The 26,930-nt window shown below is 60.7% G+C and carries 26 protein-coding genes and 1 riboswitch; of the genes, 11 read left to right on the forward strand and 15 right to left on the reverse strand.

What is annotated here, in order from left to right; translation table 11 throughout:
• Positions 1-24: 24 nt before the first annotated feature.
• Entirely contained in the window at positions 25-873 is an 849-nt protein-coding gene (locus SPHFLASMR4Y_RS10635; protein ID WP_089133520.1) for a GGDEF domain-containing protein, read from the reverse strand.
• A gap of 326 nt (positions 874-1,199) precedes the next feature.
• Between SPHFLASMR4Y_RS10635 and SPHFLASMR4Y_RS10640 the strand changes: the two genes are divergently transcribed.
• The gene (locus SPHFLASMR4Y_RS10640; protein WP_089133521.1) at positions 1,200-1,616 is read left to right on the forward strand and encodes an MAPEG family protein; all 417 of its coding nucleotides are present in this window, start codon (positions 1,200-1,202) and stop codon (positions 1,614-1,616) included.
• Between the two features lie 153 nt (positions 1,617-1,769).
• Here SPHFLASMR4Y_RS10640 and SPHFLASMR4Y_RS10645 read toward each other — a convergent pair whose 3' ends face one another.
• Positions 1,770-2,489, reverse strand: a complete 720-nt coding sequence (locus SPHFLASMR4Y_RS10645) for an energy transducer TonB (protein ID WP_089133522.1) — start codon at positions 2,487-2,489, stop codon at positions 1,770-1,772.
• Positions 2,490-2,574: 85 nt separating this feature from the next.
• Positions 2,575-2,659, forward strand: a riboswitch (ZMP/ZTP riboswitch).
• A gap of 20 nt (positions 2,660-2,679) precedes the next feature.
• On the opposite strand from SPHFLASMR4Y_RS10645, the gene SPHFLASMR4Y_RS10650 reads away from it, so the two are divergent.
• Both SPHFLASMR4Y_RS10650 and SPHFLASMR4Y_RS10655 read left to right on the forward strand, forming a co-directional pair.
• Positions 2,680-3,363, forward strand: a complete 684-nt coding sequence (locus tag SPHFLASMR4Y_RS10650; RefSeq protein WP_089133523.1) for a DJ-1/PfpI family protein — start codon at positions 2,680-2,682, stop codon at positions 3,361-3,363.
• A gap of 52 nt (positions 3,364-3,415) precedes the next feature.
• Positions 3,416-4,630, forward strand: coding sequence for an MFS transporter (locus tag SPHFLASMR4Y_RS10655; RefSeq protein WP_089133524.1), 1,215 nt, complete (start codon positions 3,416-3,418; stop codon positions 4,628-4,630).
• Here the strand turns inward: SPHFLASMR4Y_RS10655 and SPHFLASMR4Y_RS10660 are convergent.
• The 4 genes from SPHFLASMR4Y_RS10660 to SPHFLASMR4Y_RS10675 form a co-directional block, all read right to left on the reverse strand.
• On the reverse strand, positions 4,627-5,631 hold the full coding sequence (locus SPHFLASMR4Y_RS10660; protein ID WP_089133525.1) for an NADP-dependent oxidoreductase: 1,005 nt from the start codon (positions 5,629-5,631) through the stop codon (positions 4,627-4,629). The two genes, SPHFLASMR4Y_RS10655 and SPHFLASMR4Y_RS10660, sit on opposite strands and share 4 nt — an antisense overlap.
• Positions 5,632-5,660: 29 nt before the next feature.
• Complete coding sequence (locus SPHFLASMR4Y_RS10665; protein WP_089134831.1) at positions 5,661-6,737, reverse strand: MBL fold metallo-hydrolase; 1,077 nt, start codon at positions 6,735-6,737, stop codon at positions 5,661-5,663.
• 17 nt (positions 6,738-6,754) lie between these two features.
• Positions 6,755-8,131 carry an L-serine ammonia-lyase gene (locus SPHFLASMR4Y_RS10670; RefSeq protein WP_089133526.1) on the reverse strand — a complete coding sequence of 459 codons (1,377 nt, stop codon included), beginning with the start codon at positions 8,129-8,131 and terminating at the stop codon, positions 6,755-6,757.
• 150 nt (positions 8,132-8,281) lie between these two features.
• The gene (locus SPHFLASMR4Y_RS10675) at positions 8,282-9,301 is read right to left on the reverse strand and encodes a zinc-binding alcohol dehydrogenase family protein (protein ID WP_089133527.1); all 1,020 of its coding nucleotides are present in this window, start codon (positions 9,299-9,301) and stop codon (positions 8,282-8,284) included.
• On the opposite strand from SPHFLASMR4Y_RS10675, the gene SPHFLASMR4Y_RS16905 reads away from it, so the two are divergent.
• Positions 9,300-9,596, forward strand: coding sequence for a hypothetical protein (locus SPHFLASMR4Y_RS16905; RefSeq protein WP_145955519.1), 297 nt, complete (start codon positions 9,300-9,302; stop codon positions 9,594-9,596). The genes SPHFLASMR4Y_RS10675 and SPHFLASMR4Y_RS16905 overlap by 2 nt on opposite strands.
• Here SPHFLASMR4Y_RS16905 and groL read toward each other — a convergent pair.
• Entirely contained in the window at positions 9,519-11,174 is a 1,656-nt protein-coding gene (gene groL / locus SPHFLASMR4Y_RS10680) for a chaperonin GroEL (RefSeq protein WP_089133528.1), read from the reverse strand. The genes SPHFLASMR4Y_RS16905 and groL overlap by 78 nt on opposite strands.
• Positions 11,175-11,221: 47 nt before the next feature.
• Positions 11,222-11,512, reverse strand: coding sequence for a co-chaperone GroES (gene groES / locus SPHFLASMR4Y_RS10685; protein WP_089133529.1), 291 nt, complete (start codon positions 11,510-11,512; stop codon positions 11,222-11,224).
• 326 nt (positions 11,513-11,838) lie between these two features.
• Between groES and SPHFLASMR4Y_RS10690 the strand changes: the two genes are divergently transcribed.
• The 7 genes from SPHFLASMR4Y_RS10690 (at position 11,839) to sppA (ending at position 17,349) form a co-directional block, all read left to right on the forward strand.
• Entirely contained in the window at positions 11,839-12,132 is a 294-nt protein-coding gene (locus tag SPHFLASMR4Y_RS10690; RefSeq protein ID WP_089133530.1) for a DUF2282 domain-containing protein, read from the forward strand.
• Positions 12,133-12,192: 60 nt separating this feature from the next.
• Positions 12,193-13,065 carry a DUF692 family multinuclear iron-containing protein gene (locus SPHFLASMR4Y_RS10695; protein ID WP_089133531.1) on the forward strand — a complete coding sequence of 291 codons (873 nt, stop codon included), beginning with the start codon at positions 12,193-12,195 and terminating at the stop codon, positions 13,063-13,065.
• Entirely contained in the window at positions 13,049-13,780 is a 732-nt protein-coding gene (locus SPHFLASMR4Y_RS10700; protein ID WP_089133532.1) for a putative DNA-binding domain-containing protein, read from the forward strand. The genes SPHFLASMR4Y_RS10695 and SPHFLASMR4Y_RS10700 overlap by 17 nt, the downstream gene beginning before the upstream one ends.
• Before the next feature lies 1 nt (position 13,781).
• Positions 13,782-14,222, forward strand: a complete 441-nt coding sequence (locus tag SPHFLASMR4Y_RS10705) for a DoxX family protein (RefSeq protein ID WP_089133533.1) — start codon at positions 13,782-13,784, stop codon at positions 14,220-14,222.
• Positions 14,223-14,226: 4 nt separating this feature from the next.
• Positions 14,227-14,751 carry a sigma-70 family RNA polymerase sigma factor gene (locus SPHFLASMR4Y_RS10710; RefSeq protein WP_089133534.1) on the forward strand — a complete coding sequence of 175 codons (525 nt, stop codon included), beginning with the start codon at positions 14,227-14,229 and terminating at the stop codon, positions 14,749-14,751.
• 64 nt (positions 14,752-14,815) lie between these two features.
• Positions 14,816-15,406: an NrsF family protein gene (locus tag SPHFLASMR4Y_RS10715; RefSeq protein WP_186265917.1), complete on the forward strand. Its 591-nt coding sequence runs from the start codon at positions 14,816-14,818 to the stop codon at positions 15,404-15,406.
• 56 nt (positions 15,407-15,462) lie between these two features.
• A complete protein-coding gene (sppA, locus tag SPHFLASMR4Y_RS10720) occupies positions 15,463-17,349 on the forward strand; it encodes a signal peptide peptidase SppA (RefSeq protein WP_089133536.1) in 1,887 nt (628 codons plus the stop codon).
• Here sppA and SPHFLASMR4Y_RS10725 read toward each other — a convergent pair.
• The 7 genes from SPHFLASMR4Y_RS10725 to sucD form a co-directional block, all read right to left on the reverse strand.
• Entirely contained in the window at positions 17,322-17,954 is a 633-nt protein-coding gene (locus SPHFLASMR4Y_RS10725; RefSeq protein WP_089133537.1) for a trimeric intracellular cation channel family protein, read from the reverse strand. The two genes, sppA and SPHFLASMR4Y_RS10725, sit on opposite strands and share 28 nt — an antisense overlap.
• On the reverse strand, positions 17,951-18,625 hold the full coding sequence (locus SPHFLASMR4Y_RS10730) for a PepSY domain-containing protein (protein WP_089134832.1): 675 nt from the start codon (positions 18,623-18,625) through the stop codon (positions 17,951-17,953). The genes SPHFLASMR4Y_RS10725 and SPHFLASMR4Y_RS10730 overlap by 4 nt, the downstream gene beginning before the upstream one ends.
• A 29-nt stretch (positions 18,626-18,654) precedes the next feature.
• Complete coding sequence (locus SPHFLASMR4Y_RS10735; RefSeq protein ID WP_089133538.1) at positions 18,655-19,980, reverse strand: amidase family protein; 1,326 nt, start codon at positions 19,978-19,980, stop codon at positions 18,655-18,657.
• 95 nt (positions 19,981-20,075) lie between these two features.
• Positions 20,076-21,482: a dihydrolipoyl dehydrogenase gene (lpdA, locus tag SPHFLASMR4Y_RS10740; RefSeq protein WP_089133539.1), complete on the reverse strand. Its 1,407-nt coding sequence runs from the start codon at positions 21,480-21,482 to the stop codon at positions 20,076-20,078.
• A 91-nt stretch (positions 21,483-21,573) separates the two neighbouring features.
• On the reverse strand, positions 21,574-22,794 hold the full coding sequence (gene odhB / locus SPHFLASMR4Y_RS10745; RefSeq protein ID WP_089133540.1) for a 2-oxoglutarate dehydrogenase complex dihydrolipoyllysine-residue succinyltransferase: 1,221 nt from the start codon (positions 22,792-22,794) through the stop codon (positions 21,574-21,576).
• Positions 22,795-22,881: 87 nt separating this feature from the next.
• Positions 22,882-25,665, reverse strand: coding sequence for a 2-oxoglutarate dehydrogenase E1 component (locus SPHFLASMR4Y_RS10750; RefSeq protein ID WP_089133541.1), 2,784 nt, complete (start codon positions 25,663-25,665; stop codon positions 22,882-22,884).
• A gap of 295 nt (positions 25,666-25,960) precedes the next feature.
• Positions 25,961-26,851 carry a succinate--CoA ligase subunit alpha gene (sucD, locus tag SPHFLASMR4Y_RS10755; protein ID WP_089133542.1) on the reverse strand — a complete coding sequence of 297 codons (891 nt, stop codon included), beginning with the start codon at positions 26,849-26,851 and terminating at the stop codon, positions 25,961-25,963.
• Positions 26,852-26,930: the final 79 nt, after the last annotated feature.

The following is a 26,930-nucleotide window of genomic DNA, read 5'->3' on the forward strand; positions in this document are numbered from 1 at the left end:
GCCCTCGTCATTTCAATTTCTGCTTCAGCGGAAATTTGATTGGACGAGAATGGGCTTGAAATCCTGTACCCTGTCATGGACCGGACGCGGCTTGGCACTCATCCCCGGTTCGAACAGCACCACCTGGTTGCGTCCGCACCGTTTGGCCGTAAACAGTGCGGTATCCGCATTGCCCATCAACGCGGCACGGTCCTGATGCGGGGCAATATCGGTAACGCCGATGCTGACGGTGATGACGTGGCGCATCTTGTGATGCGGTTCAAAGATCGTGTTCTCGATCTCGTGCCGGATTATCTCGCCGATGATCTGGCCTTCCGACGCGCTGGTATCAGGCAGGAATATGCCAAATTCTTCTCCGCCGATGCGGCCGACCACATCATTTTTGCGCAGCGTTTTCCGGAATATGTCGCCGAGCAGAACCAGAGCCTTGTCGCCCACAAGATGACCGAAATTATCATTGATTTTCTTGAAATGGTCGACGTCGACGATCATCAGCACACTGGCTTCACTATCGGCCCGCAACGCATCGAGCTGACTGAAAAAACTGTCCCGGCTGAGCAGACCGGTCATGCCGTCGATATTGACGCGCTGTTCCAGCGCCTTGTTCGCCTGGCGCAATTTGATCTGCGTTTCCTTGAGCCGGTTGGTCAGCTGAACAAGCTTGAACCGCTGTTTCGACATGTAGAGGCCCAGCGGAATGGTGATCGCCCAGGGTATCAGAAAGGACATGTTGATCGCCGACCAGAACCGCTCGTCCATGCCGAAGAACAGCAGGTAGACGGTACCGGTGAACGCAACCGACAACAATGCCGCGATCGCCGAAATAATGGCTGTCTGTCGGACGGGCGACAAGCTGGACATTCTTGTGTTCATGAAACTGTCCCATAGCCAACATATATTGAGCCGCTGTGCAGATGAATGGTTAACGCTCTGGTCTTGATTGGCGGAACGACTGTTCAAATCTGGGGCAGAGAGAATGCGTGGCGGCTATCTGACAGGAGCTTGGGCGGACAGAAACCCCTGCAACTCCACCGCATTTTCGCGCTTCGGCATGCGTATAAGATTCTTGCCGGTCCGCACTGGCCGGACCGGCCATTGACCAGCTTGAATTGCGATTTTTTCTCAAAGACTTAATCTGTTACGCTTGTTCTCTGGCCCGGCTTCGGCAAAGATGAAATCGCGGACCAGGAGATTGCCCGATGACCATTCCGATAATCGCTGCCTTTACCGGCGCTCTGCTCATTATCCTGCAGGCGATATTGATGATATTGGTCGGCACGCATCGCATCCGCAACCGCATTGCCCTGGGCACGGGCGAGGATCTGGCGCTGGAGCGCAAGATTCGGCGGCATGGCAATCTTGCGGAAAATGCCGCGCTGTTCGTCGTCGTGCTGACGCTCGCGGAAATGACTGTAGTGCCCAATGATATTGTCCGGATCATCGCCATCGTCTTCCTCGTCGGCCGTATCCTGCACGCTATTGCCCTGTCGACGGTGTCTGGATCGCATGGCGCGGCAACCGGCAAGATTTTTCAGGCTTTCAGAGCCATCGGGGCCTTCAGCACTTTCGGCAGCTTTATCGCACTGGGCGGCTATCTGCTCGCCGGTCTGTTCTAGACAATCGCGCGCACCCCGCTTTCGGAAAGATATCTCACGATCACGGCGCTCTCGCCAATCCTCAAGGGCTCCATGGTTCAGGCGCGTCACGCTCTGCTGCGCATGCGGGGTGTCGCGGTTGGCGATCGAGATTGTCCGGGGATATAGACCGGCTCAGTTGACGGCCTGTGGCCCGCGGCCATCCTTCCACCATTCCTGCAGCCAGCCATAAGGCTGCGCTACCGCCCGGCCCTGCCGGTCGCGCGCCGGTTCAAAGCGGAAACGCTCCTCGATCAGCCGGCAGGTGACGGCATCCAGTTCGGGGTGGCCGCTGGTTTGCCGGATCCGGCAATCGCTGGCCCGGCCATCGGTACCGACGGTGAAATGCGCCAGAACATTGCCGCGATTTCCGGCCTTCCAGACCGCCCGGGGAATGTCCTTGCGATTCAGCGCACCGGACAGATGCCGCGGACCGCTTGCAATTCCGCCACCTCCATAGCCATCGCCCTGCCCGCCGCTGCCAAAGCCCGGACCGGCCTGATCAGAGGCACCGGCCCTCGTGTCATTCCCGGGTCCGGCAACCGGGGCCGCCAGCACAGGCGATTTGATCTCCAGTTTGATTTCCGGTTCCGGTACTACAATCTCGGTCGGCGCAGCCCGCAGATTTTCCGGCGAAGCAGCCTCCTGCAGGACTTCGGCCGGTTTCTCGGCGGGGAGCGGCTCCGGTGGCTGCGGCGGGCTGAGGTTGATGACCTTGAACCCGGCGGTGACGCGCTTTGCCACATCCGTGCCCATACCAAGGACCAGAGCATAGCCGATCGCGACGTGAATGGTGATCACGCCCGCCATCGATTTGGCGCGCTGCTGCCAGCCGGTGTCCGCCAGATAGTTCATGCTTGAATGTCTAGCACGACAAGCCTGAACAGATACTGGCCGCAGACGGTTCCGAATTGTTGATGCCCCTGTCTTCTGCTATGGCTGGCGCGTCCGTGACTGGCGAGATCAGGATGGCCTACCATCGGGGAGCGGACGATTTTTTACAGCCGATCGCCTGGGCGTTTCACTATGCAAGGGAAATACGCCCATGACCGACAGCTCCAAACCCTTCCACATCGTCTTCCTGCTGTTTGACGGCATCACCCAGCTGGATTTTACCGGACCCGCGCAGGTGCTGTGCCGCATTCCCGGCGCCGTCGTCCACACGGCAGCAAAGGCCAAAAAGCCGATCCAGACCGACAGCGGCTTTGCCATTCTCCCTTCGACCACTCTCGCCGACTGTCCGCAGGCCGATCTGCTGTGTGTTCCCGGCGGTTTTGGCACCAGAGATGTGATTGAGGATGAAGAGACGCTGCAATTTCTGCGCGATCAGGGCGCCAAAGCCCGCTATGTGACCTCGGTCTGCACCGGTTCGCTCGCGCTTGGCGCGGCGGGGTTATTGGAGGGCAAACGGGCAACCAGCCACTGGGCCTATACGGGTCTGCTGGAAAAATTCGGGGCGACGCATGACAAAGCGCGCGTGGTGCAGGATGGTAATCTGATTACCGCCGGGGGCGTGACTTCGGGTATCGATTTTGCTCTGACCGTGGTGGCGGAGATTGCCGGGCGGGAATGGGCCGAATCGATCCAGCTCAGCCTCGAATATGACCCGCACCCGCCGTTCAACAGCGGCCATCCCGATGTCGCCGCCCCCGAAACGCTCAGCGCCCTGCAGGACAGGGTCTATGGCAAAGCGGCCCGGGACCTGGCAGACATTATTGATAGGCTGTGATCCGGCAATTTTGTTTTCCGCTTTCCCGCTAATCGCGTAAGCGCAAAGGGCCATGAGCAGTCCCACCCCAAATGCAGGCAATGCGCCCGCCCGGATCAGCGAGCTCAAGCTTTTCCTGTTCGCGCTGTCTTCGGCGGCGGTGATTGCCAACGGCTATTATATCCATCCGCTGATCACGCCGGTGGCCGAAGAATTCGGGGTCAGCGGCGCGACCGTCGGACTGGCTCCCGCGTTCAACCAGATCGCCCTGGCGCTGGGCATATTGCTGCTGTTGCCGCTCGGCGACCGGTTCAACAACCGCACGCTGGTGACGATCTTTGTCGGCGGGCAATTTCTGGCGATGCTGGCCATGGCCCTGTCCGGCAGCTTCGCGCTTTTCGTCGCCGCCTCGTCCCTGCTCGGCTTTGTCACCATCGCGCCCTATCTGCTGCCGGCCTATGTCACGAAGCGCGTGGCGCCGGAACGCATTGGCCATGTCACCGGGATCATGACCGCCGGCGTGACCCTGGGCATATTGGGCAGCCGGGTCGGCGGCGGCCTGCTCGGCCACTATTTTGGCTGGCGCTCCGCTTACTGGGTCGGTGTGGCGAGCATGGCCCTGCTGGTCATCCTGCTGCCGCTGATCATGGAGCGCAGACGGGACGAGCAGCCCGGTGCCGTGCTGCCGCCGCGCTATGGCGAGCTGCTCCGGTCGCTCTGGCCGATCATGAAGTCACTGCCGGAGGTGCCGCTCGGCGGCCTCATCCAGGCGCTGTCCTTCGGCCTGTTTCTGGCCATCTGGCTGGCGATCGGCCTGCATCTGCCGCGCAACGGCTATGGCGTCGATATCGTCGGCTATCTCGCCATCATCGCCATCATCAATGTCTTCGGTTCTCCCTTTGCCGGCCGCTTCGCCGACCGTATCGGCGCCGAACGCGCGCGCATCTATTTCTGTATGGCGCAGCTGGCCGGTGTCTGCATCCTGCCCTTTGCCGGCCAGAACCTGGGGCTTCTGGTGATCGCGGTCATCTTCAACACAATTGGCGGCGCATCGGTCGATATTTGCAGCCGCACAATATTGTTCAGCCGCGCCCCGGACATCCGGACCCGGCTGATGACCATCTATATCGTGATCATGTTCATCGGCGGCGGCATTTCCAGCTGGCTCGGCGCCGCGACTTATGAATATGCCGGATGGTCGGGGATTTCGATCATGGCCTTCTGCTATGCGCTGACCATCATGGGACTGTCGCTCTGGGGGCTGCGCTTCCGGCAGGCCAGCGCCTAGAGTTTCACCAGCACCTTGCCGATATTGCCGCCGCTGAACAATTTTCCATAAGCGGTCAGGACATTCTCGATTCCCCCGGTCACGTCGAACGGCGTGTCGATCAGGCCCTGGTCGAGCCAGTCTTTCAATTCCGCCGTCAGCCGCTCGCCCTGATCGGCAAAATCGGGCGAGAAAAAGCCTTCGATGCGCAGCCGCTTCATCAATATCTGGTCGAACTGTTCCGGCCCGCGACCGCGCCCGTCGCCCTCATATTGCGCGAGCAGACCACATAGCGCGATCCGGCCGTAGAGCGCCATATTGGGCAATACCGCATCGAGTATCGGCCCGCCGACATTGTCAAAATAGGCGTTGATCCCGCCTTCGACCTTGGCCAGCTCGGCAGCGATATCTTCATTCTTGTAATCGATCGCCCTGGTGATGCCGAGATTGTCTTCCAGCCAGCGGCATTTGTCGGAGCCTCCGGCCAGACCATAGACATTGGCGCCCAATATCTTCGCGACCTGGCAGGCCAATATGCCGGTCGATCCGGCCGCGGCGGAAACCAGTACATTATCCCCTGCCTTCACGCCCGCCGTTTCCTTGATGCCCCACAGCGCGGTCCAGCCGTTGAAGCCGAGCACTCCGAAATGCTGCTTGATATCATCGATACTGTCATCGACCCTGACCAGCCCGGCCAGTTCCGGCTGCATCACGCTATAGTCCGCCCATTGGCCGAAGCCGCGCACCAGATCGCCCTCGGCAAAACCGTCGTACCGGGATGCGGCGACATGGCCCAGCACCAGCCCGACCATCTTCGTGCCGAGTTCCAGCGGCGGCTGATAGCTGTCCTCGCGCTCGGTCATCCACATCCGCGTGCCCGCGTCCATCGACAGATAGGCTGCTTTCACCAGCACCTCGCCCTCGGCAAGCTCCGGCATCGCTTCGCTTTCCAGTGACAGCGCGCCCGAGACATCCTGCGCTTCGGGGCGGCTGTTCAATTGCCAAAAACGGTTTGTGGTCACGGCTGCTTCCTCCTTGAATCGGCAGCAACTTAGAGAAGATCGTCCCGTTCGATACTATCCTTATTGGCGGGAAGGCTGAACAGCATCCCGTCCTCCCCCAATATGAGCGGACCATCATAGGCAGCCGCGGCGCCCTTCATGAAATAGGCGTCGAGATAGCCGATCGGCAGTGCCGGCACGATGTGCGAGAAGACCAGCATCTTCGCTTTGCCCGCCTGCGCCGTCTCCGCCGCCTCGACCGGCGTGGTGTGATAGTCCGGGATATCCGCCATGATCTTGACCAGCCGCTTGCGCCCGGCTTTTTCGAAAGCTGTTGCCAGCGTACCGACCATTTCGGCGTTCAGCACTTCGTGAACCAGCAGGTCGCAGCCATTGCAAGCCTGGGCAATCGCAGGCAGTTTCACCGTATCACCGCTGAAGACCACCGAGCGGCCCTTGTAATCGAACCGATAGCCGACGGCAGGCGCAATCGGTTTGTGCGCCACGGAAAAGGCCGTGATCCTGATGCCGTCCCTCTCGTAAACAACCATCTGCTCCTGCCCTTCGGGGAAAGAGAAGGGCATTGCCGCGCCGCCGGCCCCGGCCGCCGGCATCGTCGCTTCGCCATGATGGGCAATACGATATCGCACATCGGCCGCATAGGCGGCGTTCAGGCCGTCGACGATCGCGTCTACTCCGTCCGGCGCGATCACCGGCAAGGGCGTGTCATGGCCGCCACCGGCCCAGCGCTGCAGCATCAATTCGCCCATGCCGTCGATATGATCGCTGTGGAAATGGGTCAGCAACAGGGCTTCGGTCGCGCCCGGATTAAGCCCCATCAGGCCGAGATTGCGCACCGCGCCGCCACCGATATCGACGATGAACATCCTGCCGTCGATGATGACCGCCGAGCAGGGCCCGGCCCGCGTCGGGTCGGGCAGTGGCGAACCGGAACCGCAGAGCGCCACATGCATGCCGTCGGGCAGGTCGCCGATAACATCGCGCGTCACCGCGCTTTCAGCGGCACCGGCGAACAGCCGCTTGCCGATCGGCTCCTGAAACAGCAACGCCGCTCCCATCCCGAACAGGGTCAGCATCACCAGCGCCAGACCCAGCTTCATCATCATCTTGCCTCCCCTTTTGGTCAGCATTCCACCAAATTGACGGCGAGTCCACCCTGCGATGTTTCCTTGTAGCGCTCGGACATGTCGAGACCTGTCTTGCGCATCGTTTCGATCACCTCGTCGAGGCTGACCCGGTGCGTTCCGTCGCCCAGGATCGAGAGGCGGGCCGCCTCGATCGCCTTGACCGCGCCCACGGCATTGCGCTCGATACAGGGTACCTGCACCAGCCCGCCGACCGGATCGCAGGTCAGGCCGAGATTATGCTCCATGCCGATCTCCGCGGCATTTTCCACCTGCAGCGGCGTCCCGCCCCAGGCTGCGGTCAGACCGGCTGCGGCCATCGAACAGGCGACACCGACTTCTCCCTGACAGCCGACCTCGGCGCCGGATATCGAGGCATTTTCCTTGAACAGAGATCCGATGGCGGCGGCGGTCAGCAGGAATGTCTCGACCCCGGCGGCATCGGCCTTTGGCGCGAACCGTTCATAGAAACGCAATACCGAGGGGATGATTCCGGCCGCGCCATTGGTCGGCGCGGTCACCACCTTGCCACCCGCGGCATTTTCCTCGTTGACCGCCAGCGCCCAGAGATTGACCCAGTCGAGAATGGTCAGCGGATCGGACAAGGCCCGTTCCTGCCGTTCCATCAGCCGGGCATGGATGAGCGGCGCCCGCCGCTTGACGCGCAGGCCACCGGGCAAGATACCGCTCTGCATGATGCCGCGATCGATACAGGCCGACATCGCATCGGCAATGGCGTGGATTTCGGCGCTGATCCGGTCATCGGATTTTTCCGTCCGCTCGTTGTTGCGCATGATATCGGCAATGGAGAGGCTCTTTTCCTCTGCAATCCTGAGCAGATCCGCTCCCGAACAAAAGGGATGCGGCACGTCCCACAATCCGCTTTCCGGATTGTTGCTGCCGATCTGCTCCTCGTCCAGTATCGCGCCGCCACCCACGGAATAATAGACTCGCGTTTCGACGATCTGATCGGCGCGATAGGCATTGAAGCGCATCGCATTGCTGTGGAAATCGAGCCGCTTCTTCTGGTCGAAAATGACATCCGTCGACTCGTCAAACGCGATTTCGCGCGTGCCGTGCAGTTTGATTGTCGCGCAGGAGCGGATCTGGTCGATCAGTCGGTCCGCAGCATCCGGTTCGATATTTTCCGGACGCTGGCCGGAAAGCCCCAGCAGGATTGCCCGGTCGGTCGCATGGCCCTTGCCGGTCAGTGCCAGCGAACCGAACAGCAGGGTCTCCAGCCGGGTAACCGAATCCAGCTTGCCGGCCTCTGCCAGACGCTCGACGAATATGGCAGCCGCCAGCATCGGCCCCATCGTGTGCGAACTCGACGGGCCGACGCCAATCTTGAACAGATCAAATGTGCTGGCGACCATATATCCCGTCCCTCACCCTGGCCCCGGCAACCGCCGGAATCCGTCTCCTGAGGAAATGCCTATAACAAGGCCGGCTGGGAGATGATAGCTATTGCAACCAGTTTGCGGCGCTGGTGCTGGTCATCCCGATGACCGCGCGACCGCCAGCGGTCAGGTGGCGAAATTCTCGAGCACCAGCTTGCCGGTAGCACGGCGTGTCTCCAGCGCCGCATGGGCCTTGCGCAGATTTTCGGCATTGATCGGCGTCAGCACCTCATTGACTGTCGAACGGATCCTGCCCGCATCGATTTCGTCAGCAACATAGTTGAGCAGTTCATGCTGCTCGATCATGTCCGGCGTCTGGAACATCGAACGGGTGAACATGAATTCCCACACCAGACCGGCGGCCTTGGTCTTGAGCAGAGACTGGTCCAGCGGCCTTTCATTTTCGACAATGCTGACGATGCGTCCCTGTGGCCGGATCAGGTCGGTCACCGCATCCCAATGGCCATCGGTATCGTTGAAAATCGCGATATGATCGAGAAAATCGAGCCCCAGCGTTTCAACCTGCGGCCGCAGCGGTTCGCGGTGGTTGATGACATGGTCTGCGCCCAGATCGCGCACCCATTGCGATGTCTCTTCGCGGGACGCGGTCGCGATCACCGTGAGACCAGCCGCCCTGGCCAGCTGGATGGCAATCGAGCCAACGCCGCCGGCACCGCCGATGATCAGGAGCGTCTCGCCCCGGTTACCGCCGTCCCGATCAAGATCGAGCCGGTCAAAAAAGGCTTCATAGGCAGTGATGGTGGTCAGCGGCATGGCGGCGGCTTCGGCAAAGCCGAGCGATGTCGGCTTGCGCCCGACGATACGCTCGTCCACCAGCTGATATTCGGCATAGGCGCCCTGCCGCGTAATATCTCCGGAATAGTAGACCGCATCACCGGGACGGAACAATGTGACATCCTCGCCAATCGCCTCCACGACGCCGGCGGCATCCCATCCGAGAACACGGGGCGTTTCTTCGACATCATCCTTGGGCGCGCGGACCTTCACGTCGACCGGGTTGACGGCTATGGCGTGAACCTTGACCAATATGTCTCGTCCCCCGGCAACAGGCCGGTCCAGATCGACATCGATCAGGGATTCCGGATTTTCGATGGCCAGGTAGCGGGTTAAACCTACGGCTTTCATGACTGATCTCCTCGTGCTGGTGCCGGAGGGCCGGCAGAACATCCGCGATAGAATAATATCCCGGCTGGATAATCGGCCAGTGCAGAAAAAGTCTATTTTATATTTCCAAACAATGGGCGACGACATTCATAGCCTGGCGCAGGAGGCAATGAAAAAGGGGCCGGAAGTTTCCTCCCAGCCCCCCTTGATATTTTCAGCGCAAGCCGAACGGCAGGGTTTAGAAGCCCATGCCGCCCATGCCGCCGCCCATGCCGCCCATGTCGGGCATGCCGCCGCCGCCAGCTTTGTCTTCTGATGGTGTTTCAGCAACAGCCGCTTCGGTGGTGATCAGCAGACCGGCAACCGAGGATGCGTCCTGCAATGCTGCGCGGACAACCTTGGTCGGATCGATGACGCCAGCTTTGACAAGGTCTTCATAAACATCGGTCGATGCGTTGAAGCCGAATTCCTTGCTCTTCTGGTCGAGCATCTTGCCGGCAACAACCGCGCCGTCAAAGCCCGCATTTTCAGCGATCTGGCGAACCGGAGCCTGCAGCGCCTTGCGAACGATGTCGATGCCGCGGGTCTGGTCATCATTGACGCCTTCAAGACCTTTGAGCGCCGAAGTCGCATAAAGCAGAGCGGAACCGCCGCCCGGGACAATGCCTTCTTCAACGGCAGCACGGGTTGCGTGCAGCGCATCGTCGACACGGTCTTTCTTCTCTTTCACTTCCACTTCGGTAGCACCACCGACCTTGATCACGGCAACACCGCCAGCGAGTTTCGCCAGGCGTTCCTGCAGCTTCTCTTTGTCATAGTCGGAGGTGGTGTTTTCGATCTGCGAACGGATCGCTTCAACACGTGCCTTGATGTCGGCTTTCTTGCCAGCGCCGTCAACGATCGTGGTGTTATCCTTGTCGATCGTGACATTCTTGGCTTCACCGAGCATGTTCAGCGTGACGCTTTCCAGCTTGATGCCGAGATCTTCGGAGATCATTTCGCCCTTGGTCAGGATCGCGATATCTTCGAGCATCGCCTTGCGACGGTCGCCGAAACCAGGTGCCTTGACCGCTGCGATCTTCAGGCCACCACGCAGCTTGTTGACCACGAGAGTAGCCAGCGCTTCGCCTTCGATGTCTTCGGCAATGATCAGAAGCGGACGTCCGGCCTGGACAACAGCTTCCAGAATCGGGAGCAGTGGCTGCAGGTTGGTCAGCTTCTTCTCGTGGATCAGGATGTAGGGATTTTCGAGGTCCGCAATCATCTTGTCCGGGTTGGTGATGAAGTAAGGCGACAGGTAACCGCGGTCGAACTGCATGCCTTCAACAACGTCGAGTTCAAAGTCGAGGCCCTTGGCTTCTTCAACCGTGATAACGCCTTCTTTGCCGACTTTTTCCATGGCTTCGGCGATTTTCTCGCCGACTTCACGGTCACCGTTGGCGGAGATGATACCAACCTGGGCGATCTCTTCGCTGCCCTTGACGTCTTTCGAACGCTTTTTCAGGTCAGCCACAACGGTTTCAACCGCCTGGTCGATGCCGCGCTTCAGGTCCATCGGGTTCATGCCGGCCGACACGGATTTCATGCCTTCCTTGACGATCGCCTGAGCCAATACGGTGGCAGTGGTGGTGCCGTCGCCAGCAACATCGTTGGTTTTCGATGCGACTTCACGAAGCATCTGTGCGCCCATGTTTTCGAACTTGTCTTTCAGTTCGATTTCCTTGGCAACCGAAACACCGTCCTTGGTGATGCGCGGTGCGCCAAAGCTCTTGTCGAGCACAACATTACGGCCTTTCGGGCCGAGGGTTACTTTTACGGCGTCAGCCAGCGTGTTCACACCCTTGAGGATGCGTTCGCGAGCGTCGCGGCCAAATTTTACGTCTTTAGCAGCCATGATATTTTCCTCTGCTTAGTTGATTGAAATGATGATGGGGAAAAGGCTTATTTCTCGAGAATGCCGAGAATATCGCTTTCCTTCATGATGATCAGTTCTTCGCCGTCAACGGTGACTTCCGTGCCGGACCATTTGCCGAACAGGATCTTGTCGCCTTTCTTGACGTCGAGCGGGGTGGCTTTGCCATTGTCGTCTTTCAGGCCATTGCCGACAGCGACAACCTTGCCTTCAGATGGCTTTTCCTGGGCGCTATCCGGAATGATGATGCCGCCAGCAGTCTTGGTATCCGCTTCGACGCGACGCACCAGTACACGGTCATGTAATGGACGAAATTTCATAGATTTCCCTTTCTTGTCCAATCCAAATCTCTTCGAACCAGCCACTATGGCCGGTCGGCAGAGCAGAATTTGTGTGGATTAGCACTCTCTCCTTTCGAGTGCTAACAGGGCCCATGTAATGGCTATTCATCCGCCGTCAAGGGAAAGGACAGAAAATATTTCTTTGCGTTTTTGTTGGATTTCCAAGGCATTGCGAATCGTTTCGCCAACAATCCGTAGTGCTACGGAGGCATTGTGTAACCGGATCATGACCCCGGCCGAATGGCAATATGAACCCGATTGGGCGGGTTCAGCCTTGTTCCCCCTTTCCAAGAAGAGGAAAATCTATGTCTACTCTGGTCAAAACAACCGCCGCAGCCGCCGCCCTCGCCGCCGCCGCCACCCTGTCCCTGTCCGCCACCGCCGCGCAGGCCGCCGGCGCGAAGGAAAAATGCTATGGCGTCGCACTCGCCGGCAAGAATGACTGCGCGGCCGGTCCGGGCACGAGCTGCGCCGGCACTTCGACGGCCGACTATCAGGGCGATGCCTGGAAATATGTCGCCAAGGGCAGCTGCGTCAAAATGGGCGGTACGCTGGCCGCGCACAAGGGCAATGCGAAACCGGTTCCCAAAAAGGGCTGAACCCGCTAAATTCCGTGGATGGCCGCTATTCCTGCCCCTCATGTTTCGTCGGTGACCCCGATGCCGAACTCCCTCCCCCCGTCGGGCGGCATTGGTCTCAAGTCGGTCCATTACAGCCATGTGCTGGACGATAAGACGCCAGCGAAACGCCCCTCCTGGGTGGAGGTCCATCCACAGAATTACTTCGGCGATGGCGGACCGGCGCACCGCTGGCTCACCGCCATCGCCGGGGTCTATCCCCTGAGCTTTCACAGCGTCGGCCTGTCGCTCGGCAGCGCCGGCGGGCTGAACAGCGATGACCTGGAAAAGCTGGCCGCGCTCTGCGACCGCTATCAGCCCGCCATGGTCTCCGACCACCTCAGCTGGAGCGGCAATGCCCATGACCGCTACCCCGACCTGCTCCCCATTCCCTATACGCGCGAAGCGCTCGATCATTTTGCCGGCGAGATCGGCAAGGTGCAGGACCGGCTGCAACGCCCGATCCTGATCGAAAATCCGTCGCGCTATCTGTCCTATCGCGATGACAGCATGAGCGAGACCGACTTCATCCACACGCTCTGCCGGCAAGCGGGCTGCGGGCTATTGTTCGACATCAACAATGTCGAGGTGACCGCAACCAATGTCGGGCTGGACATGACCGCCTATATCGACGCGATCGATCCGGCAATCGTCGGCGAAATCCACCTCGCCGGCCATGCCACGGAAAGTCATGACAGCGGACCGCTGCTGATCGACGATCATGGATCGATCGTCAGCGATATCACCTGGGACCTCTACCGCCGCTTCATCTCCCGTGCCGGACCGAAGCCGACGCTGATCGAATGGGACACGGACATTCCGGACTATGATGTGCTGATGGCAGAGGTCGCCAAGGCCGAAACCATATTGGCCGACCCCCTGCCGGAGGAGCCGCGCCATGCCCTCGCTCGCTGACAGCCAGTCGCGATTCATCGCCTGCCTGCAAAAAGGCCCGGCGCATTTTCCCGATGACCTGTTCGCCGAGGACAAGGCGCGCGCGCTGCTCGGTCTGAAGGCCCATGCCAACACCATCTCCCACGCCCGGCTGGTGGCGCTGGAAGATTGCTATCCCCGCTTGCACGAGCATATCGGCCATGAAGATTTTCTCGGCCTCTCGCGTGCCTATGTCGAGCAACAGACGGTCATGGCCAGCGATCTCAACCATATTGGCGCCGGCTTTCCCGAATTTCTAGAGGAGCGCGGATATCGCGGCGCGGAAACCGATCTTGCCCGGATCGAATGGGCCTGGCTGGAAAGCTATCGCAGCGCCGATACCCAGCCGCTGGCGCTGACCGATATCGCCACGCTCGGCGAAGCGGACCTGCTAGCCTTTCCCCTGGCCGCCCATCCGGCGATGCGGCTGATCGGACTGACCGCGCCGCTGTCGCCGGCACTGCCCGAACTGGCGGGCATGGACCCCGATGCGCTGATGATCGCCCGGCCGGAAGCGCAGGTCCTGTTCCATCCGCTGACCGCGACCGAACGAGCGATTGCGGAAAAAATTCCCGCGTGCGCAAATATCGGTAACCTTTTGGCCTATGCGCTCGAACTGGGGGATGAAGCCACGGCGATGCAGCCCATTATCAAGCTGATCCAGGCCGGGGCGCTGACACCAGTCGAGGGAATTTGATATGAAATCCATGGTCAGGAAGATGATCCGGCTGGTCAGCGGTTCGCTGCCGGAGGGCATCGCCCTGCTGTTCGTCCGCTTGGCGCTCGCCGGCATTTTCTGGCGCTCCGCCCGGACCAAGGTCGAGGAGGACAGCTGGCTGCAGGTGAGCGATACCACGGTTCTGCTGTTTCGCGAGGAATATGGCATGCCCTGGCCGGAAATCACCGGCCTGCTGGCGACCTATGCAGAGCATTTTCTGCCCATCCTGGTGGTGCTCGGCCTGTTTACCCGAATCGGCGCCGCCGGATTGCTGGTAATGACTCTGGTCATCCAGTTTTTCGTCTATCCCGAGCCCTGGTGGCAGGTGCATATTCTCTGGGTGGCGCTGGCCGGCATATTGATCGTGCGGGGTGGCGGCCTGTTTTCGGTCGACCGGCTGACCGGTCACAAGTTCGGCTGAACCGATGATCGCCAGCGAAGAAACATTCCGGCGTCTGATGACCAAGGCCCAGGCTGGCGACAAGCTCTGCTATTCCAGCCTGCTGACCGAATGCGAAAAATGGCTGCGGCGCTATTATGCGCGCAAGATCAACCCGGCGGCGATCGATGATCTGGTTCAGGAAACGCTGATATCGCTGCACCGCAAGCGGGCGAGCTACGATCCGGCGAGGCCCTTTCTGCCATGGCTCGCCGCTATTGGCCGCTATCGCTGGATCGACAGCCTGCGCAAGATATACCGGCACGAACATGACCAGCTCTATGAAGATATGGTCGCCGATCCGCAGGACGAAACGGTTACCGCCAAGGTTAGCCTCGCGCGCCTGCTCGACATGCTCCCGCCGAAACAGGCCGAGGTGATCAGCCTGGTCAAGATCGAAGGGCTCAGCATCATCGAGGCTTCGGCCAGGACCGGCCAGTCGGAATCATTGGTCAAAGTGAATATCCATCGGGGACTGAAAAAGCTCTCCTCGATGGTCGAATCAGAATGACAGTAGAAGAGTATATATAATGTCGGACATGATGATAGATCGTCTCGTTGAAGATTTGACGCCCGTGAAACCATTGAAAAACCGCAACGGTTTTGCCCTTACACTGGCGATGGCCGCGATCGTGGCGGCGCTGGTTGTCATGATCGCCGGAATTCGCGGGGATATTCTGATGGGCATGCCCCATCCGATGTTCTTTCTACGGGGCGGAGTGCTGCTGCTGCTGGGTCTGACCAGCAGCTATGCCGTCATCGCGATGAGCCAGCCGGCCGTCGGCAACAGCTTCAAGGGCTGGATCTGGGCTCTCGCCGCAGCCCTGCTCTTTCCGGCCACGGCAGCGGTCATGGCAGTGATCGCGAGGCCCGACGATATGGCGATACTGGTCCCGCGCTATGGCATGGAATGCCTGGGAGTCAGCATGCTGGCCGGTCTTGGCATCGCGGCGGCCCAGGTGCTCTGGCTGCGCCGCGGCGCGCCGGTGGCTCTGGAACGGGCGGGCTGGCTGGTCGGCATGTCGTCCGGCGCGCTCGGCGCCGCAGCCTACAGTCTGCACTGCCCGTTCAACAGCATATTCTATGTCGGCCTGTGGTATTCTCTGGCCGTGGCATTATGTGCAATTGGCGGGCGTTTGCTGGTGCCCCGGCTTATCCGCTGGTAATATCGGGCCGCGATCCCATATAGTGGGATGAATCCGGTCAAAACAGGGATATGAATATGCAATTTGCGCGAGCGGCGTGGAAATTTCTGGTCGCGATAAAGGACGCTATGGTCCTGATCGCCATGCTGCTGTTTTTCGGCGCGCTTTATGCCCTGCTGTCGGCCCAGCCCAATAGTGGCGCGATCCGCGACGGCGCCTTGCTGCTCGATCTGAATGGCGTGATTGTCGAAGAGCCGGCAGCGCCGACCTTCGAGGATTTCCTGGCGGGCGCCGGCAACAGCCCGCGCGAATATCGCTTGCGCGATGTCGTCCGTGCGATTGATGCCAGCGCGGAGGATGACCGCGTCAAAGCCATTGTTCTGGACCTCAGCAGCTTCGCCGGCGGCGGCCAGACCAGTCTGACCGATATCGGCGAATCGCTCGCCCGCGCCAAAAAGGCGGGCAAGCCGGTCTACGCATTTGCCAATTTCTACAGCGATGACAGCTACCAGCTTGCAGCCCATGCCACGGAAATCTGGATGGATCCGATGGGCGGAATCATCTTTGCCGGCCCCGGCGGCAACCGGCTCTATTACAAAGGCCTGATCGACCGGCTCGGCGTGACCGCCAATATCTATCGCGTCGGCACCTACAAGAGCGCCGTCGAACCCTATATGCGCGCCGACCAGTCGCCCGCCTCCCGCGAGGCATCGCAGGCGCTTTACGACGTGCTTTGGCAGGGCTGGCTTGCCGACATCAGGAAATCGCGGCCCCAAGCCATGGTCAAAGGCTTTGCCGAAGATCCCGCGACGGTCATCGCTGCCGCCGGTGGCGACTATGCTGCGGTCGCCATGCAACAGAAACTGGTCGATAAACTGGGCGACAAGACCGCCTTTGACCGCTTTGTCGCCGAAAAGGTGGGGCTGGACGAAACGGCCACGCCGGACCGGTTCAACGCGATCGACTATGACGACTTTGTCGCCGCCCATCCGGTCGGGACGGACGGCTCCGCGATTGGCGTGATCACCGTTGCCGGAGAGATTGTCGGCGGCAAGACGGGTCCCGGCATGGCCGCCAGCGGCCGGATTGCCGAGCTCATCTACAGCGCCTTGGAAGAAGAAGACATCAAGGCGCTGGTGGTCCGTGTGGATTCACCCGGCGGCTCGGCCTTCGCCAGCGAAGAAATTCGTCTGGCCCTGCTGGAGGCAAAGAAGAAGAACCTGCCGGTCATCGTCTCGATGGGCGATGTCGCGGCCAGCGGCGGCTATTGGATCGCAACCGCCGGCGACCATATTTTTGCCGAGCCCGACACGATCACGGGGTCCATCGGCGTGTTCGCGGTTCTGCCGAGCTTTGAAAAGGCGCTTGCGAAATGGGGGATCACGGCCGACGGCGTCCAGACCACGCCGCTGTCTGGCGAGCCCGATTTTGTCGGGGGATTCAGCGACGATCTTGATGTGATTCTGCAGGCCGGTGTCGAAGACAGCTATGGCGACTTCATCAAACTGGTCGCAGCAGCGCGCGGCAAGACAGCACAAGAGGTCGATACGATCGGACAGGGCCGCGTCTGGGACGGCGGCACCGCCCGGCAACTGGGCCTGGTCGACAGCTTTGGCGGCATGACCGAGGCACTGGCCGAGGCGGCCGAGCGCGCGGGCCTCGCTCAAGGCTCCTATCACCCGCAATATCTCGATCCACAGAGCAGAATCTCCTGGCTGCCGTTTGAAGTCCTGCCCCTGGTCCGGCAGCAATCTGCGCCGGTCACTGGGGTCATCGGCTGGGCCGCGCAGCGCCAGAAGGCAATCGCCGGCGAAGCGCTGGCGACTGCGCAGGGCTTGCTGGCCCGCGAGGATGTCCAGGCATTGTGCCTCGAATGCGGAACCGGCGTGCACCGGAACGCCAGCGCGTCGGCCAGCTGGTTCGACCGGCTGCTGGGCTATTCCCTGTCTTCCGCTCCGCGATAGGCCGGCAGCGACAGTCCCTTGACAATGGCCAGCGCGCGGAGGGAAAAACCTGCGGCAAAGGCGATCAGCGCGGCGATGAATCCCTGCACACCGATCTGGACCAGCAGCACGAATACCGACGCCGCGAGCGCCCCGGCGGTCACATAAAGCTCGGGCCGGATGATGATCGAGGGCTCGCCGGCAATCAGATCGCGGATCACGCCGCCGACGCTGGCGGTGATAATGCCCATGATCGCGGCGGGGACGGGATCAATCCCCAGTTGCATCGCCTTGGCGGCTCCGAACACCGAATACGCCGCCAGACCGATCGCGTCGAACCAGTCGACCGCCGCCGGTCGCCAGAATTTGACCGGTGTTACCCATATCAGCAAGGCAATCCCCAGACATAATATCGGTACGCGGGCATCCTGCACCCAGAAGACCGGCGCGCCGATCAGCAGATCACGCACGGTACCGCCGCCGACACCGGTAACCAGCGCAAAAAAGCCGAAAGTCACCAGCGTCTGCCGGTTGCGCGCCGCGACCAGCGCTCCGGATATGGCAAAGACCGCAATCCCGAACAGGTCGAGCCAGCCCAGCGCGCTGTAGAGAAAACCGGAATTCATGCCCTTTTCCTTCGTCTGCGACGGGTGAACAGCAGGACAAATCCGAGAATCGATCCGAGCAGCGCCAGTACCGCCGAACCGATCAATATCGGGTGACTGGTGTCTTCGCGCGTCTGCAGGTCCATGATATGCAGGCCCCACATGAAATCGAAGGCCCGCCAGAACCGCGTCCTTACGGCCAGGGTCTCGCCCGTGTCCGCATCGATGTAAAAGCGCGCGTCATCGTCGAATACAACCTGCCACGAGGGCCGTCCGCTGCGTTGTTCCATCGGCGCCTGGTCGGCAGCAAACAGGGTAACCGACCGGATCGCCGCTTCCCCGGCCCGGGCCGCGCTCGCTAGCCTGTTAGCTTCGGCACCCCATACCGGCGGCAGCAAGACGCCAGTTTCTGCGTCCGCCCGACGCCTGCCGCCGTCGGCATAGGCAATCACCCAAAAGGGACCGGCGCTGTTCTGCTGCAGGGTCAGGCTCTTCGCCTGCCGCCCGTCCAGCATCGGTGGCACCGGCCTGATGGCATCGAGCACCGGCGTCGCGCTGCGCAAATGGGTGCCGCGCACGGTCTCTATCGGTTGCACCACCATCAGCAAGCCGCTGGCGGTCCAGATGATGATCGGCACCCCGATCAGCCAGCCCAGCCAGACATGCCAGCGCATGAGTTTATGATGTTTCATATCGTCGCCCCGGCCTTTCTGCAAAATGGCTAACTGGCCAATAGGGCCCCGATCTGTCGCGCACCATCGATTGTTTGATAGTCCTGAAACTTGTCACCGATCACCTGCATGCCGACGGGCAGGCCGTCGACGGTGCCAACAGGCAGCACGGTTGCCGGAAGGCCGGGGAAGGTCACCAGTCCCGCCCAGGCAAGCTGCGGGCTGGCGGGAAGATTTTCGCCGTCAATCGCAATATCCCCCTGGAAAATCTGCCCGTCATGATGCGGAAAGGCCGGGGTTGCGCTCACCGGAGCCAGCACAAAATCAAATGTGCCGAACAGGTCGCGCCATTGGCGATAGACACGCGCCTGAATATCGCAAAGGTCAAACCAGTCGCGCACCGTGGCTTGCGTGCCATCGGGTGCCGGAAGGCCACCGGCCATCGCAATGTTGAGCATCTTGAGATAGCCGTCATGGGCTGCCTCGAGATCGGGAATCAATGTGCACCGCCGCTCGACCTGGCCCCCGGCATCCTCGATCCGGCCGGCGACCCGGTCCAGTTCGGCGCGATAGCCGCGCGAACATCCGACCGTCGGCTGCTCATCGATCAGCAGAAAACGACCGCCCCTGATCGCGACATCCCGCCGCTGCAGCGGATGGTCGAGCGTAACCTCCAGCAAGGTCGCCAGATCCTCCGCCGAGCGGGCCAGCGGACCGCACACTGACAGCGCCGGTCGCGCGGAGTCGGTACCGGGATAGCCATGACCCTCCAGGCTGATGACATCGAAGGTCGGCTTGTGCCCCCAGATGCCGCAATAATGCGCCGGCACGCGAATCGACCCGCCAATATCGGATCCGAATTCACAGGGCAGCATCCCCGCGCTGACCGCGGCCGCTGCGCCGCCGGAGGAGCCGCCCGGAGTGCGGTCGAGGTCATGCGGATTGTTGGTGCGGCCGTAGACCGGATTGTTCGACTGCCAGTCGGCAAGGTCTGGCGGGACATTGGTCTTGCCGACGATGACGGCGCCCGCCCGCTTGAGCCGCTGGACAACGGTCGCATCGGATTGCGCGATATTGTCACGCGCATGCTCCAGACCCCAGGTCGAGGGATGGCCGGCGAGGTTGAAGCTTTCCTTGACCGTCATCGGCACGCCGAAAAGCGGCTGGCCCGCTTGTGGTCCTTCATTGTCCAGCCTTTTGGCGGCAGCACGCGCGGCATCAAAATCGCGCACAACCACCGCGTTGATCGGACCATCCAGTGCTTCAATACGGGCGATAGCCGCTTCCGTCGCCTCCAGCGCCGAAAGTTTGCCGCCAGCAATATCGGCCGCGATCTCCGTCGCTGTGGCTTCGGTGGTCAGTGATGCAATCGCCATAGTCTCTCCCCCCGGGTTCCGGGCGGGAAGCCGTGACCCTTTGGGGAGAGATGCTACTGCTGACCGGGTTCCACATCAAGTGCGGAGCGCGGACGCTACATATGGATCGGCTTGCCCTGCACCGCCATCGCCGCTTCCTTGATCGCCTCGCTGTGCGTCGGATGGGCGTGGCAGGTATAGGCGATATCCTCGCTGGTCGCGCCGAATTCCATCGCCTGCGTCACCTGCGCGATCATCGTGCCGGCGAGCGACGAGATGATGTGACAGCCCAGCACACGGTCGGTCTTCGCGTCCGCGATGACCTTCACATAGCCTTCGGTGTCGCGGTTGGTCTTGGCGCGGCTGTTGGCGGCGAAGATGAACTTGCCGACCTTATATTCGGTGCCGCTGTCCTTCACTTCTTCCTCGGTTTTGCCGATGCTGGCAATTTCGGGATAGGTGTAGACGACGCCGGGGATCAGGTCGTGATTGACGATACCCTGCTGTCCGGCGATAAATTCCGCCGCGGCAATGCCTTCGTCCTCGGCCTTGTGCGCGAGCATCGGGCCGGGCGTCACGTCGCCGATCGCATAGACGCCGGGAACCTTGGTCTGGAAATCGTGACCGACCTCGATCTGGCCGCGGTCGTTGGTTTCGACGCCGCTATTTTCCAGCGCGAGCCCGTCGATATTCGGCTTGCGGCCAATCGCCACCAGCACGACATCGGCTTCCAGCGTCTCGCTGTCACCGCCCTTGGCCGGTTCCATGGTGAGCGTCGCCTTCTTGCCCTTGACCGAGCAGCCGGTGACCTTGGTGCCGGTCTTGATATCAAAGCCCTGTTTCTTGAAAATGCGTGCGGCATCCTTGCGGATGGCGCCATCCATGCCGGGCAGGATCTGGTCGAGATATTCCACCACCGTGACTTTCGCACCGAGCCGCAGCCATACGCTGCCCAGTTCCAGCCCGATCACGCCACCGCCGATCACGACCATATGGCCGGGTACCTTGGGCAGATCGAGAGCGCCGGTCGAATCGACCACGACATGCTTGCCATTGTCGATCTCGACGCCCGGCAACGGGGTGACCGAAGAGCCGGTGGCGATCAGGATATTTTTGGCGGTATAGCTTTTGTCACCGACCTTGACGGTATTGGCGTCTTCAAATGCGCCACGGCCCTTGATCCAGTCGACCTTGTTCTTCTTGAACAGCATCGCGATGCCGCCCGTCAGTTCCTTGACCGCCGTGGTTTTTTCGGCGTGCATCTGCTTGAGATCGAGCTTGGCGCCGGTCAGCTTGACGCCAAATTTCTCCAGCGCGCCGCTATGGGCTTCGTGATAGAGTTCCGAGGCATGCAGCATCGCCTTGGACGGGATGCAGCCGACATTGAGGCAGGTGCCACCCAGTGTCTCGCGGCTCTCGATGCAACCGGTCTTCAGACCGAGCTGCGCGGCGCGGATCGCAGCAACATAGCCGCCGGGGCCGGAGCCGATTACCAGAAGATCATAGTCGAAATTGTCGGTCATATTCTGTCTCTCATTCCGTCATCCTGAACTTGTTTCAGGACCTCCCGAGATCCTGAAACAAGTTCAGGATGACGGGCAATGGTTTACCTTTTTATAGATCAATCAAAAGCCGCGCCGGATCCTCGATCGCTTCCTTGATCCGCACCAGGAAAGTCACCGCTTCGCGCCCGTCGATCAGGCGATGGTCATAGCTGAGCGCCAGATACATCATAGGCCGCGCCTCGATCGAACCGTCCGGCATGACGACCGGACGCTGTTCGATCCGGTGCAGACCGAGTACCGCGGACTGCGGCGGATTGATGATCGGCGTCGACATCAGCGAACCGAACACCCCGCCATTGGAAATGGTAAAGGTACCGCCCTGCATATCGGCCATGGTCAGGGTACCGTCCTTGGCCCGCTTGCCGAAGTCGCCGATCGTATTCTCGACATCGGCAAAGCTCATCGCTTCGGCGTTGCGGATGACCGGAACAACCAGCCCGTTGGGCGCGCTGACCGCGACCGAAATATCGGCATAGTCATGATAGACGATTTCCTCGCCGTCGATTTGCGCATTGACCGAGGGCACGTCCTTCAGCGCCATGCAGGCCGCCTTCACGAAAAAGCCCATGAAGCCGAGCTTCACGTCATGTTTCTTGGCAAACAGATCCTTGTACTTGCTGCGCGTCTCCATCACCGCGGTCATGTCGACATCGTTGAACGTAGTCAGCAAGGCCGCTGTATCCTGCGCCTCTTTCAGCCGCCGAGCCACGGTCTGGCGGAGCCGGGTCATGCGCACGCGTTCCTCGTTGCGGTTGCCGCCCTGCGATGGCGTTGCCGGAGCCTGACCCGCACTAGCGCTGCTGGTTTCGGCCTTCGGCGCCTGCTGTGCGCCGGATTTCACATATTGTTCGACATCCGCCTTGGTCAGCCGGCCGTCCTTGCCGGTGCCGGTGATCTGGCCGGGATCAACACCATGTTCGAGGACCAGCCGCCGGACCGACGGTGACAGGGTGATCGAAGCATCGGATTCCTCCGCCTTCGCCTCGCTCTTGGCCGGAGCCGGAGCGGCCTTCGCCGCCGTCGCAGCACCGCCGCCTGCCTCGATCGTCGCGATGACCGCGCCAACCTCGACCGTATCGCCGACTTCGACCTGGTGCGCGCCCATCACACCGGCTTCCGGCGCCGGGACTTCCAGCGCCACCTTGTCGGTTTCCAGACTGGCGATCGGCTCATCAGCCGCAACCGCATCGCCCGGCTGTTTCAACCATTCGCCCAGAGTGGCTTCGGTGATCGATTCGCCCAATACCGGGACTGTTACTTCTGTAGCCATAATTTCTACTCTGCTTTCATCCTGCTTCTGCGAGGCCGGGAGCCCGTCCCCCGTCGCCGCGTCGTCTATCAATCGGGACCGCGTCCCCTATTCGCCACCATGGCCCAGGGCTTCGGCAATCAGCCGCTCCTGCTGTTGCTTGTGCCGCGAGGCCAGGCCGGTTGCCGGCGAAGCCGAAGCGGAACGTCCGGCATAGACCGGTTTGACCGGGCCGACAGCAGCCTGCTCCAGACAGTCTTCCAGATAGGAGCGGACAAAATGCCAGCTGCCGTTATTCTTCGGCTCTTCCTGCGCCCAGACAAGGGTCTCGAGATTGGTCATCCGTTTCAGACGCACCACCAGCGGCTCACCGGGGAACGGATAAAGCTGCTCGATCCGGACGATCGCGGTATTCTTGTCGCCCGCTGCGTCGCGCGCCTCGATCAGGTCATAGGCAACCTTGCCCGAACATAATACCAGCCGCTTCACGTCCTTGTCGGCCGGCGGATTGGTGTCGGACAATATCCGCATGAAATGATGGTCGCCCTGGAAATCTTCCGCCTTTGACACGGCCATCTTGTGCCGCAGCAGCGATTTCGGCGTCATGATGATCAAAGGCTTGCGGAAGCTACGCAGCATCTGGCGGCGCAGGACATGGAAATAATTGGCCGGCGTGGTGATATTCGCGACCTGGATATTATCCTGCGCGCACAATTGCAGGAAGCGCTCGAGCCGCGCCGAACTATGTTCCGGACCCTGGCCTTCATAACCATGGGGCAGCAGCATCACCAGACCGTTGGCCCGCAGCCATTTCGCTTCGCCCGAGGCGACGAACTGGTCAATCATGATCTGCGCGCCGTTGGCGAAATCGCCGAATTGCGCTTCCCAGAGCACCAGGGTTTTCGGATCGGCACCGGCATAGCCATATTCAAAGCCGAGCACGCCATATTCGCTCAAGGGGCTGTCGAGCACTTCGAAGCGGCCGTGCCGCACCGTGCTCAGCGGCACATATTTCTCTTCCGTCTTCTGGTCGACCCAGACCGCGTGACGCTGGGAAAAGGTCCCGCGCCCGCTGTCCTGTCCGGACAGGCGCACATTATAACCTTCCGCCACCAGAGACCCGTAAGCCAGCGCTTCGCCGGTCGCCCAGTCGAAATTTGCGCCGCTTTCGAACATCTTCGCCTTGGCGTCGAGAACCCGGCCCAGAGTCTTGTGAATCTGCAGCCCTTCGGGGACGGTGGTCAGCGTCCGGCCGAGGCTGTCGAACAGTTTCGGATCGATCGCCGTTTCCACGTTACGCCGCGCGGTTTCCGGATCGGCAGGAATATGCAGCCCCTGCCAGCGGCCGCCAAACCAGTCGGCCTTGTCGGCTTTATAATCAGCGGCGGCCTGGAATTCGGTTTCGAGATGGTCGGCAAAAGCCTTGCGGGTGGCATCGCCCCAGTCCGCGTCAATGATCCCTTCCTCGATCAGCCGCGCTTCGTACAGCTTGCTGACCTTGGGATGTTTCTTGATCGCGGCATACATGATCGGCTGGGTGAAACTCGGTTCGTCACCTTCATTATGGCCGAAGCGGCGATAGCACCACATGTCGATGACAATATCCCGGCCAAAGCGCTGGCGGAATTCGATCGCAATCTTGCAGGCAAAGGTCACCGCCTCCGGATCGTCGCCGTTGACGTGGAAAATCGGCGCCTGCACGCCCTTGGCCACATCCGACGGATAAGGCGAGGAGCGCGCGAATTGCGGGCTGGTGGTGAAGCCGATCTGGTTGTTGATCACGAAATGGATGCAGCCGCCGGTATTATAGCCGCGGATGCCGGAGAAGCCGAGACACTCCCAGACAATGCCCTGACCGGCAAAGGCGGCATCGCCGTGGATCAGCACGGGAAGCACTTGGTCATGCTTTTCCAGATCGTCGCGCGCCACCTGCTGCGCCCGGACCTTGCCGAGCACCACCGGGTCCACCGCTTCGAGATGCGACGGATTGGGCACGAGGCTCATGTGCACGTTGATGCCGTCAAATTCGCGGTCGGTGCTGGTACCCAGATGATATTTCACATCGCCCGAACCGCCGACATCGTCCGGATTGGCAGAGCCACCGTGAAATTCGTGGAAGATCACCTTGTACGGCTTGGCCATCACATTGGCGAGAATATTCAGGCGGCCGCGATGGGCCATGCCATAGACAATGTCGCGCACGCCGGACTGGCCACCATATTTGATGACATTTTCCAGCGCCGGCAGCATCGATTCGCCGCCATCGAGACCGAAACGCTTGGTCCCGACATATTTCTTGCCGAGGAAATTTTCATATTCCTCGCCCTCGATCACCTTGTTGAGGATCGCCTTCTTGCCTTCCGGCGTGAAGTGGATTTCTGCATCCTTGCCTTCCATCCGTTGCTGCAGGAAACGGCGTTCCTCGATATCGGCGATATGCATATATTCCAGACCGACCGGTCCGCAATAATTGGCGCGCAGAACCGCTTCGATTTCGCGCACGGAGGCGGTTTCAAACCCCAATACCCCGCCCAGATAAATCGGCTTGTCCATTTCGTCTGCGGTAAAGCCGTGAAATTCGGGAGTCAGATCGGCCGGCTCTTCCAGCTTGGAAAGGCCAAGCGGGTCCAGATTGGCGCCGAGATGACCGCGCACCCGATAGGTACGGATCAGCATCATCGCGCGAATCGATTTTTCGGCCGCTTCGGCGACCTCGGCGTCGGACATGGATTTGCCGGATTTTGCCGCCGCTGCCTTGATCTCGATGCCCATTTTCGTCGGATCGAGCGCGCTGTTCAGCTCGTCGGTGTCATCAATCGGCCAATGCTTGCGTTGCCAGCTTGGGCCTTGCTCTTTCTCAGAGCCGCTAAAATCCTGCTGTTCAAAACCCATAATCTACTGCACTCCACTGCGCCATTGCCTGTCGCCCTGCGCTGGCATGAGCTCTGTTCACGCCCATCTGTCTACCGGTCAAATGCAATGCTGTTCCATCAAAACATATGATGACCAGTAGTCAGTCGCTCCAAGTTTTCGGCTCGTCGCGAAACAGACAAAGCCGGATCTATTCATAGCGCGGTCTTTTTTACCGCCGGACGGCAAGAGGACTATCGTTTCCGGTTGCTCCTCGCCGGCCGTATCTGGACTGGCGCCCCTGCTCGCGCAGGGGCGCCAGTCCATATTATAAGCGTCAAACCGTCTCTTTCAGCAAAGCGTCGAGCGTGATGCCGAGTTCGCTCGGCGAAGGCGAAACCCGGATACCGGCGGCTTCCATCGCCGCGATCTTGTCTTCCGCGCCGCCCTGGCCGCCGGAGACAATCGCACCGGCATGGCCCATGCGGCGTCCCGGAGGTGCCGTGAGACCGGCAATGAAGCCGACCATCGGCTTACTGCGGCCCTTCTTGGCTTCGTCGGCAATGAACTGCGCCGCTTCTTCTTCCGCGCTGCCGCCGATTTCACCGATCATGATAATCGACTTGGTTTCGTCATCAGCCAGGAACAGTTCCAGCACGTCGATGAAGTTGGTGCCGTTGACCGGATCGCCGCCGATGCCGACCGCCGTGGTCTGGCCGAGGCCGACCGCCGTCGTCTGGTGCACCGCTTCATAGGTCAAAGTACCGGACCGCGAGACCACGCCGACCGAACCCTTTTTGAAGATGCTGCCGGGCATGATGCCGATCTTGCATTCGTCGGGGGTCAGAACGCCGGGGCAGTTCGGGCCGATCAGGCGCGACTTGCTGCCCTGCAGCGCGCGCTTGACGCGGACCATGTCGAGAACGGGAACGCCCTCGGTAATCGCAACGATCAGTTCGATCTCGGCGTCAATCGCTTCAAGGATCGAGTCCGCTGCAAATGGCGGTGGAACATACACAACCGAGGCCGTCGCGCCGGTGGCATCCTTGGCTTCCGCCACGGTGTTGTAGTTCGGCAGACCGATATGGGTCGTGCCACCCTTGCCCGGCGTAACGCCCGCAACCATCTGGGTGCCATAAGCCAGAGCCTGTTCCGTATGGAACGTGCCGGTATTGCCGGTCATGCCCTGGGTGATGACCTTGGTGTTCTTGTCGATCAAGATACTCATAAAATTGCTTCCTCTTCATTCCGGCATCTGCTGGAATTCTTCCAACGCGCCTTATTGTCGCGTGCCCTCCGGGATAATT

The organism is Sphingorhabdus sp. SMR4y, from assembly GCF_002218195.1.
Classification (GTDB): Bacteria; Pseudomonadota; Alphaproteobacteria; order Sphingomonadales; family Sphingomonadaceae; genus Parasphingorhabdus.

Bases quoted from the DNA above. Each gene is read 5' to 3' on its own strand.
- SPHFLASMR4Y_RS10750 (WP_089133541.1), bottom strand. From the start codon at position 25,665: ATGGGTTTTGAACAGCAGGATTTTAGCGGCTCTGAGAAAGAGCAAGGC.
- SPHFLASMR4Y_RS16905 (WP_145955519.1), top strand. From the start codon at position 9,300: ATGACTGATCTCCTCGTGCTGGTGCCGGAGGGCCGGCAGAACATCCGC.
- SPHFLASMR4Y_RS10725 (WP_089133537.1), bottom strand. From the start codon at position 17,954: ATGAATTCCGGTTTTCTCTACAGCGCGCTGGGCTGGCTCGACCTGTTC.
- odhB (WP_089133540.1), bottom strand. From the start codon at position 22,794: ATGGCTACAGAAGTAACAGTCCCGGTATTGGGCGAATCGATCACCGAA.
- SPHFLASMR4Y_RS10675 (WP_089133527.1), bottom strand. From the start codon at position 9,301: ATGAAAGCCGTAGGTTTAACCCGCTACCTGGCCATCGAAAATCCGGAA.
- SPHFLASMR4Y_RS10735 (WP_089133538.1), bottom strand. From the start codon at position 19,980: ATGGCGATTGCATCACTGACCACCGAAGCCACAGCGACGGAGATCGCG.
- SPHFLASMR4Y_RS10700 (WP_089133532.1), top strand. From the start codon at position 13,049: ATGCCCTCGCTCGCTGACAGCCAGTCGCGATTCATCGCCTGCCTGCAA.
- groES (WP_089133529.1), bottom strand. From the start codon at position 11,512: ATGAAATTTCGTCCATTACATGACCGTGTACTGGTGCGTCGCGTCGAA.
- SPHFLASMR4Y_RS10655 (WP_089133524.1), top strand. From the start codon at position 3,416: ATGAGCAGTCCCACCCCAAATGCAGGCAATGCGCCCGCCCGGATCAGC.
- groL (WP_089133528.1), bottom strand. From the start codon at position 11,174: ATGGCTGCTAAAGACGTAAAATTTGGCCGCGACGCTCGCGAACGCATC.
- SPHFLASMR4Y_RS10730 (WP_089134832.1), bottom strand. From the start codon at position 18,625: ATGAAACATCATAAACTCATGCGCTGGCATGTCTGGCTGGGCTGGCTG.
- SPHFLASMR4Y_RS10645 (WP_089133522.1), bottom strand. From the start codon at position 2,489: ATGAACTATCTGGCGGACACCGGCTGGCAGCAGCGCGCCAAATCGATG.
- SPHFLASMR4Y_RS10665 (WP_089134831.1), bottom strand. From the start codon at position 6,737: ATGATGATGAAGCTGGGTCTGGCGCTGGTGATGCTGACCCTGTTCGGG.
- SPHFLASMR4Y_RS10695 (WP_089133531.1), top strand. From the start codon at position 12,193: ATGCCGAACTCCCTCCCCCCGTCGGGCGGCATTGGTCTCAAGTCGGTC.
- SPHFLASMR4Y_RS10690 (WP_089133530.1), top strand. From the start codon at position 11,839: ATGTCTACTCTGGTCAAAACAACCGCCGCAGCCGCCGCCCTCGCCGCC.
- lpdA (WP_089133539.1), bottom strand. From the start codon at position 21,482: ATGACCGACAATTTCGACTATGATCTTCTGGTAATCGGCTCCGGCCCC.
- SPHFLASMR4Y_RS10710 (WP_089133534.1), top strand. From the start codon at position 14,227: ATGATCGCCAGCGAAGAAACATTCCGGCGTCTGATGACCAAGGCCCAG.
- sppA (WP_089133536.1), top strand. From the start codon at position 15,463: ATGCAATTTGCGCGAGCGGCGTGGAAATTTCTGGTCGCGATAAAGGAC.
- SPHFLASMR4Y_RS10650 (WP_089133523.1), top strand. From the start codon at position 2,680: ATGACCGACAGCTCCAAACCCTTCCACATCGTCTTCCTGCTGTTTGAC.
- SPHFLASMR4Y_RS10670 (WP_089133526.1), bottom strand. From the start codon at position 8,131: ATGGTCGCCAGCACATTTGATCTGTTCAAGATTGGCGTCGGCCCGTCG.
- SPHFLASMR4Y_RS10705 (WP_089133533.1), top strand. From the start codon at position 13,782: ATGAAATCCATGGTCAGGAAGATGATCCGGCTGGTCAGCGGTTCGCTG.
- SPHFLASMR4Y_RS10635 (WP_089133520.1), bottom strand. From the start codon at position 873: ATGAACACAAGAATGTCCAGCTTGTCGCCCGTCCGACAGACAGCCATT.
- SPHFLASMR4Y_RS10640 (WP_089133521.1), top strand. From the start codon at position 1,200: ATGACCATTCCGATAATCGCTGCCTTTACCGGCGCTCTGCTCATTATC.
- sucD (WP_089133542.1), bottom strand. From the start codon at position 26,851: ATGAGTATCTTGATCGACAAGAACACCAAGGTCATCACCCAGGGCATG.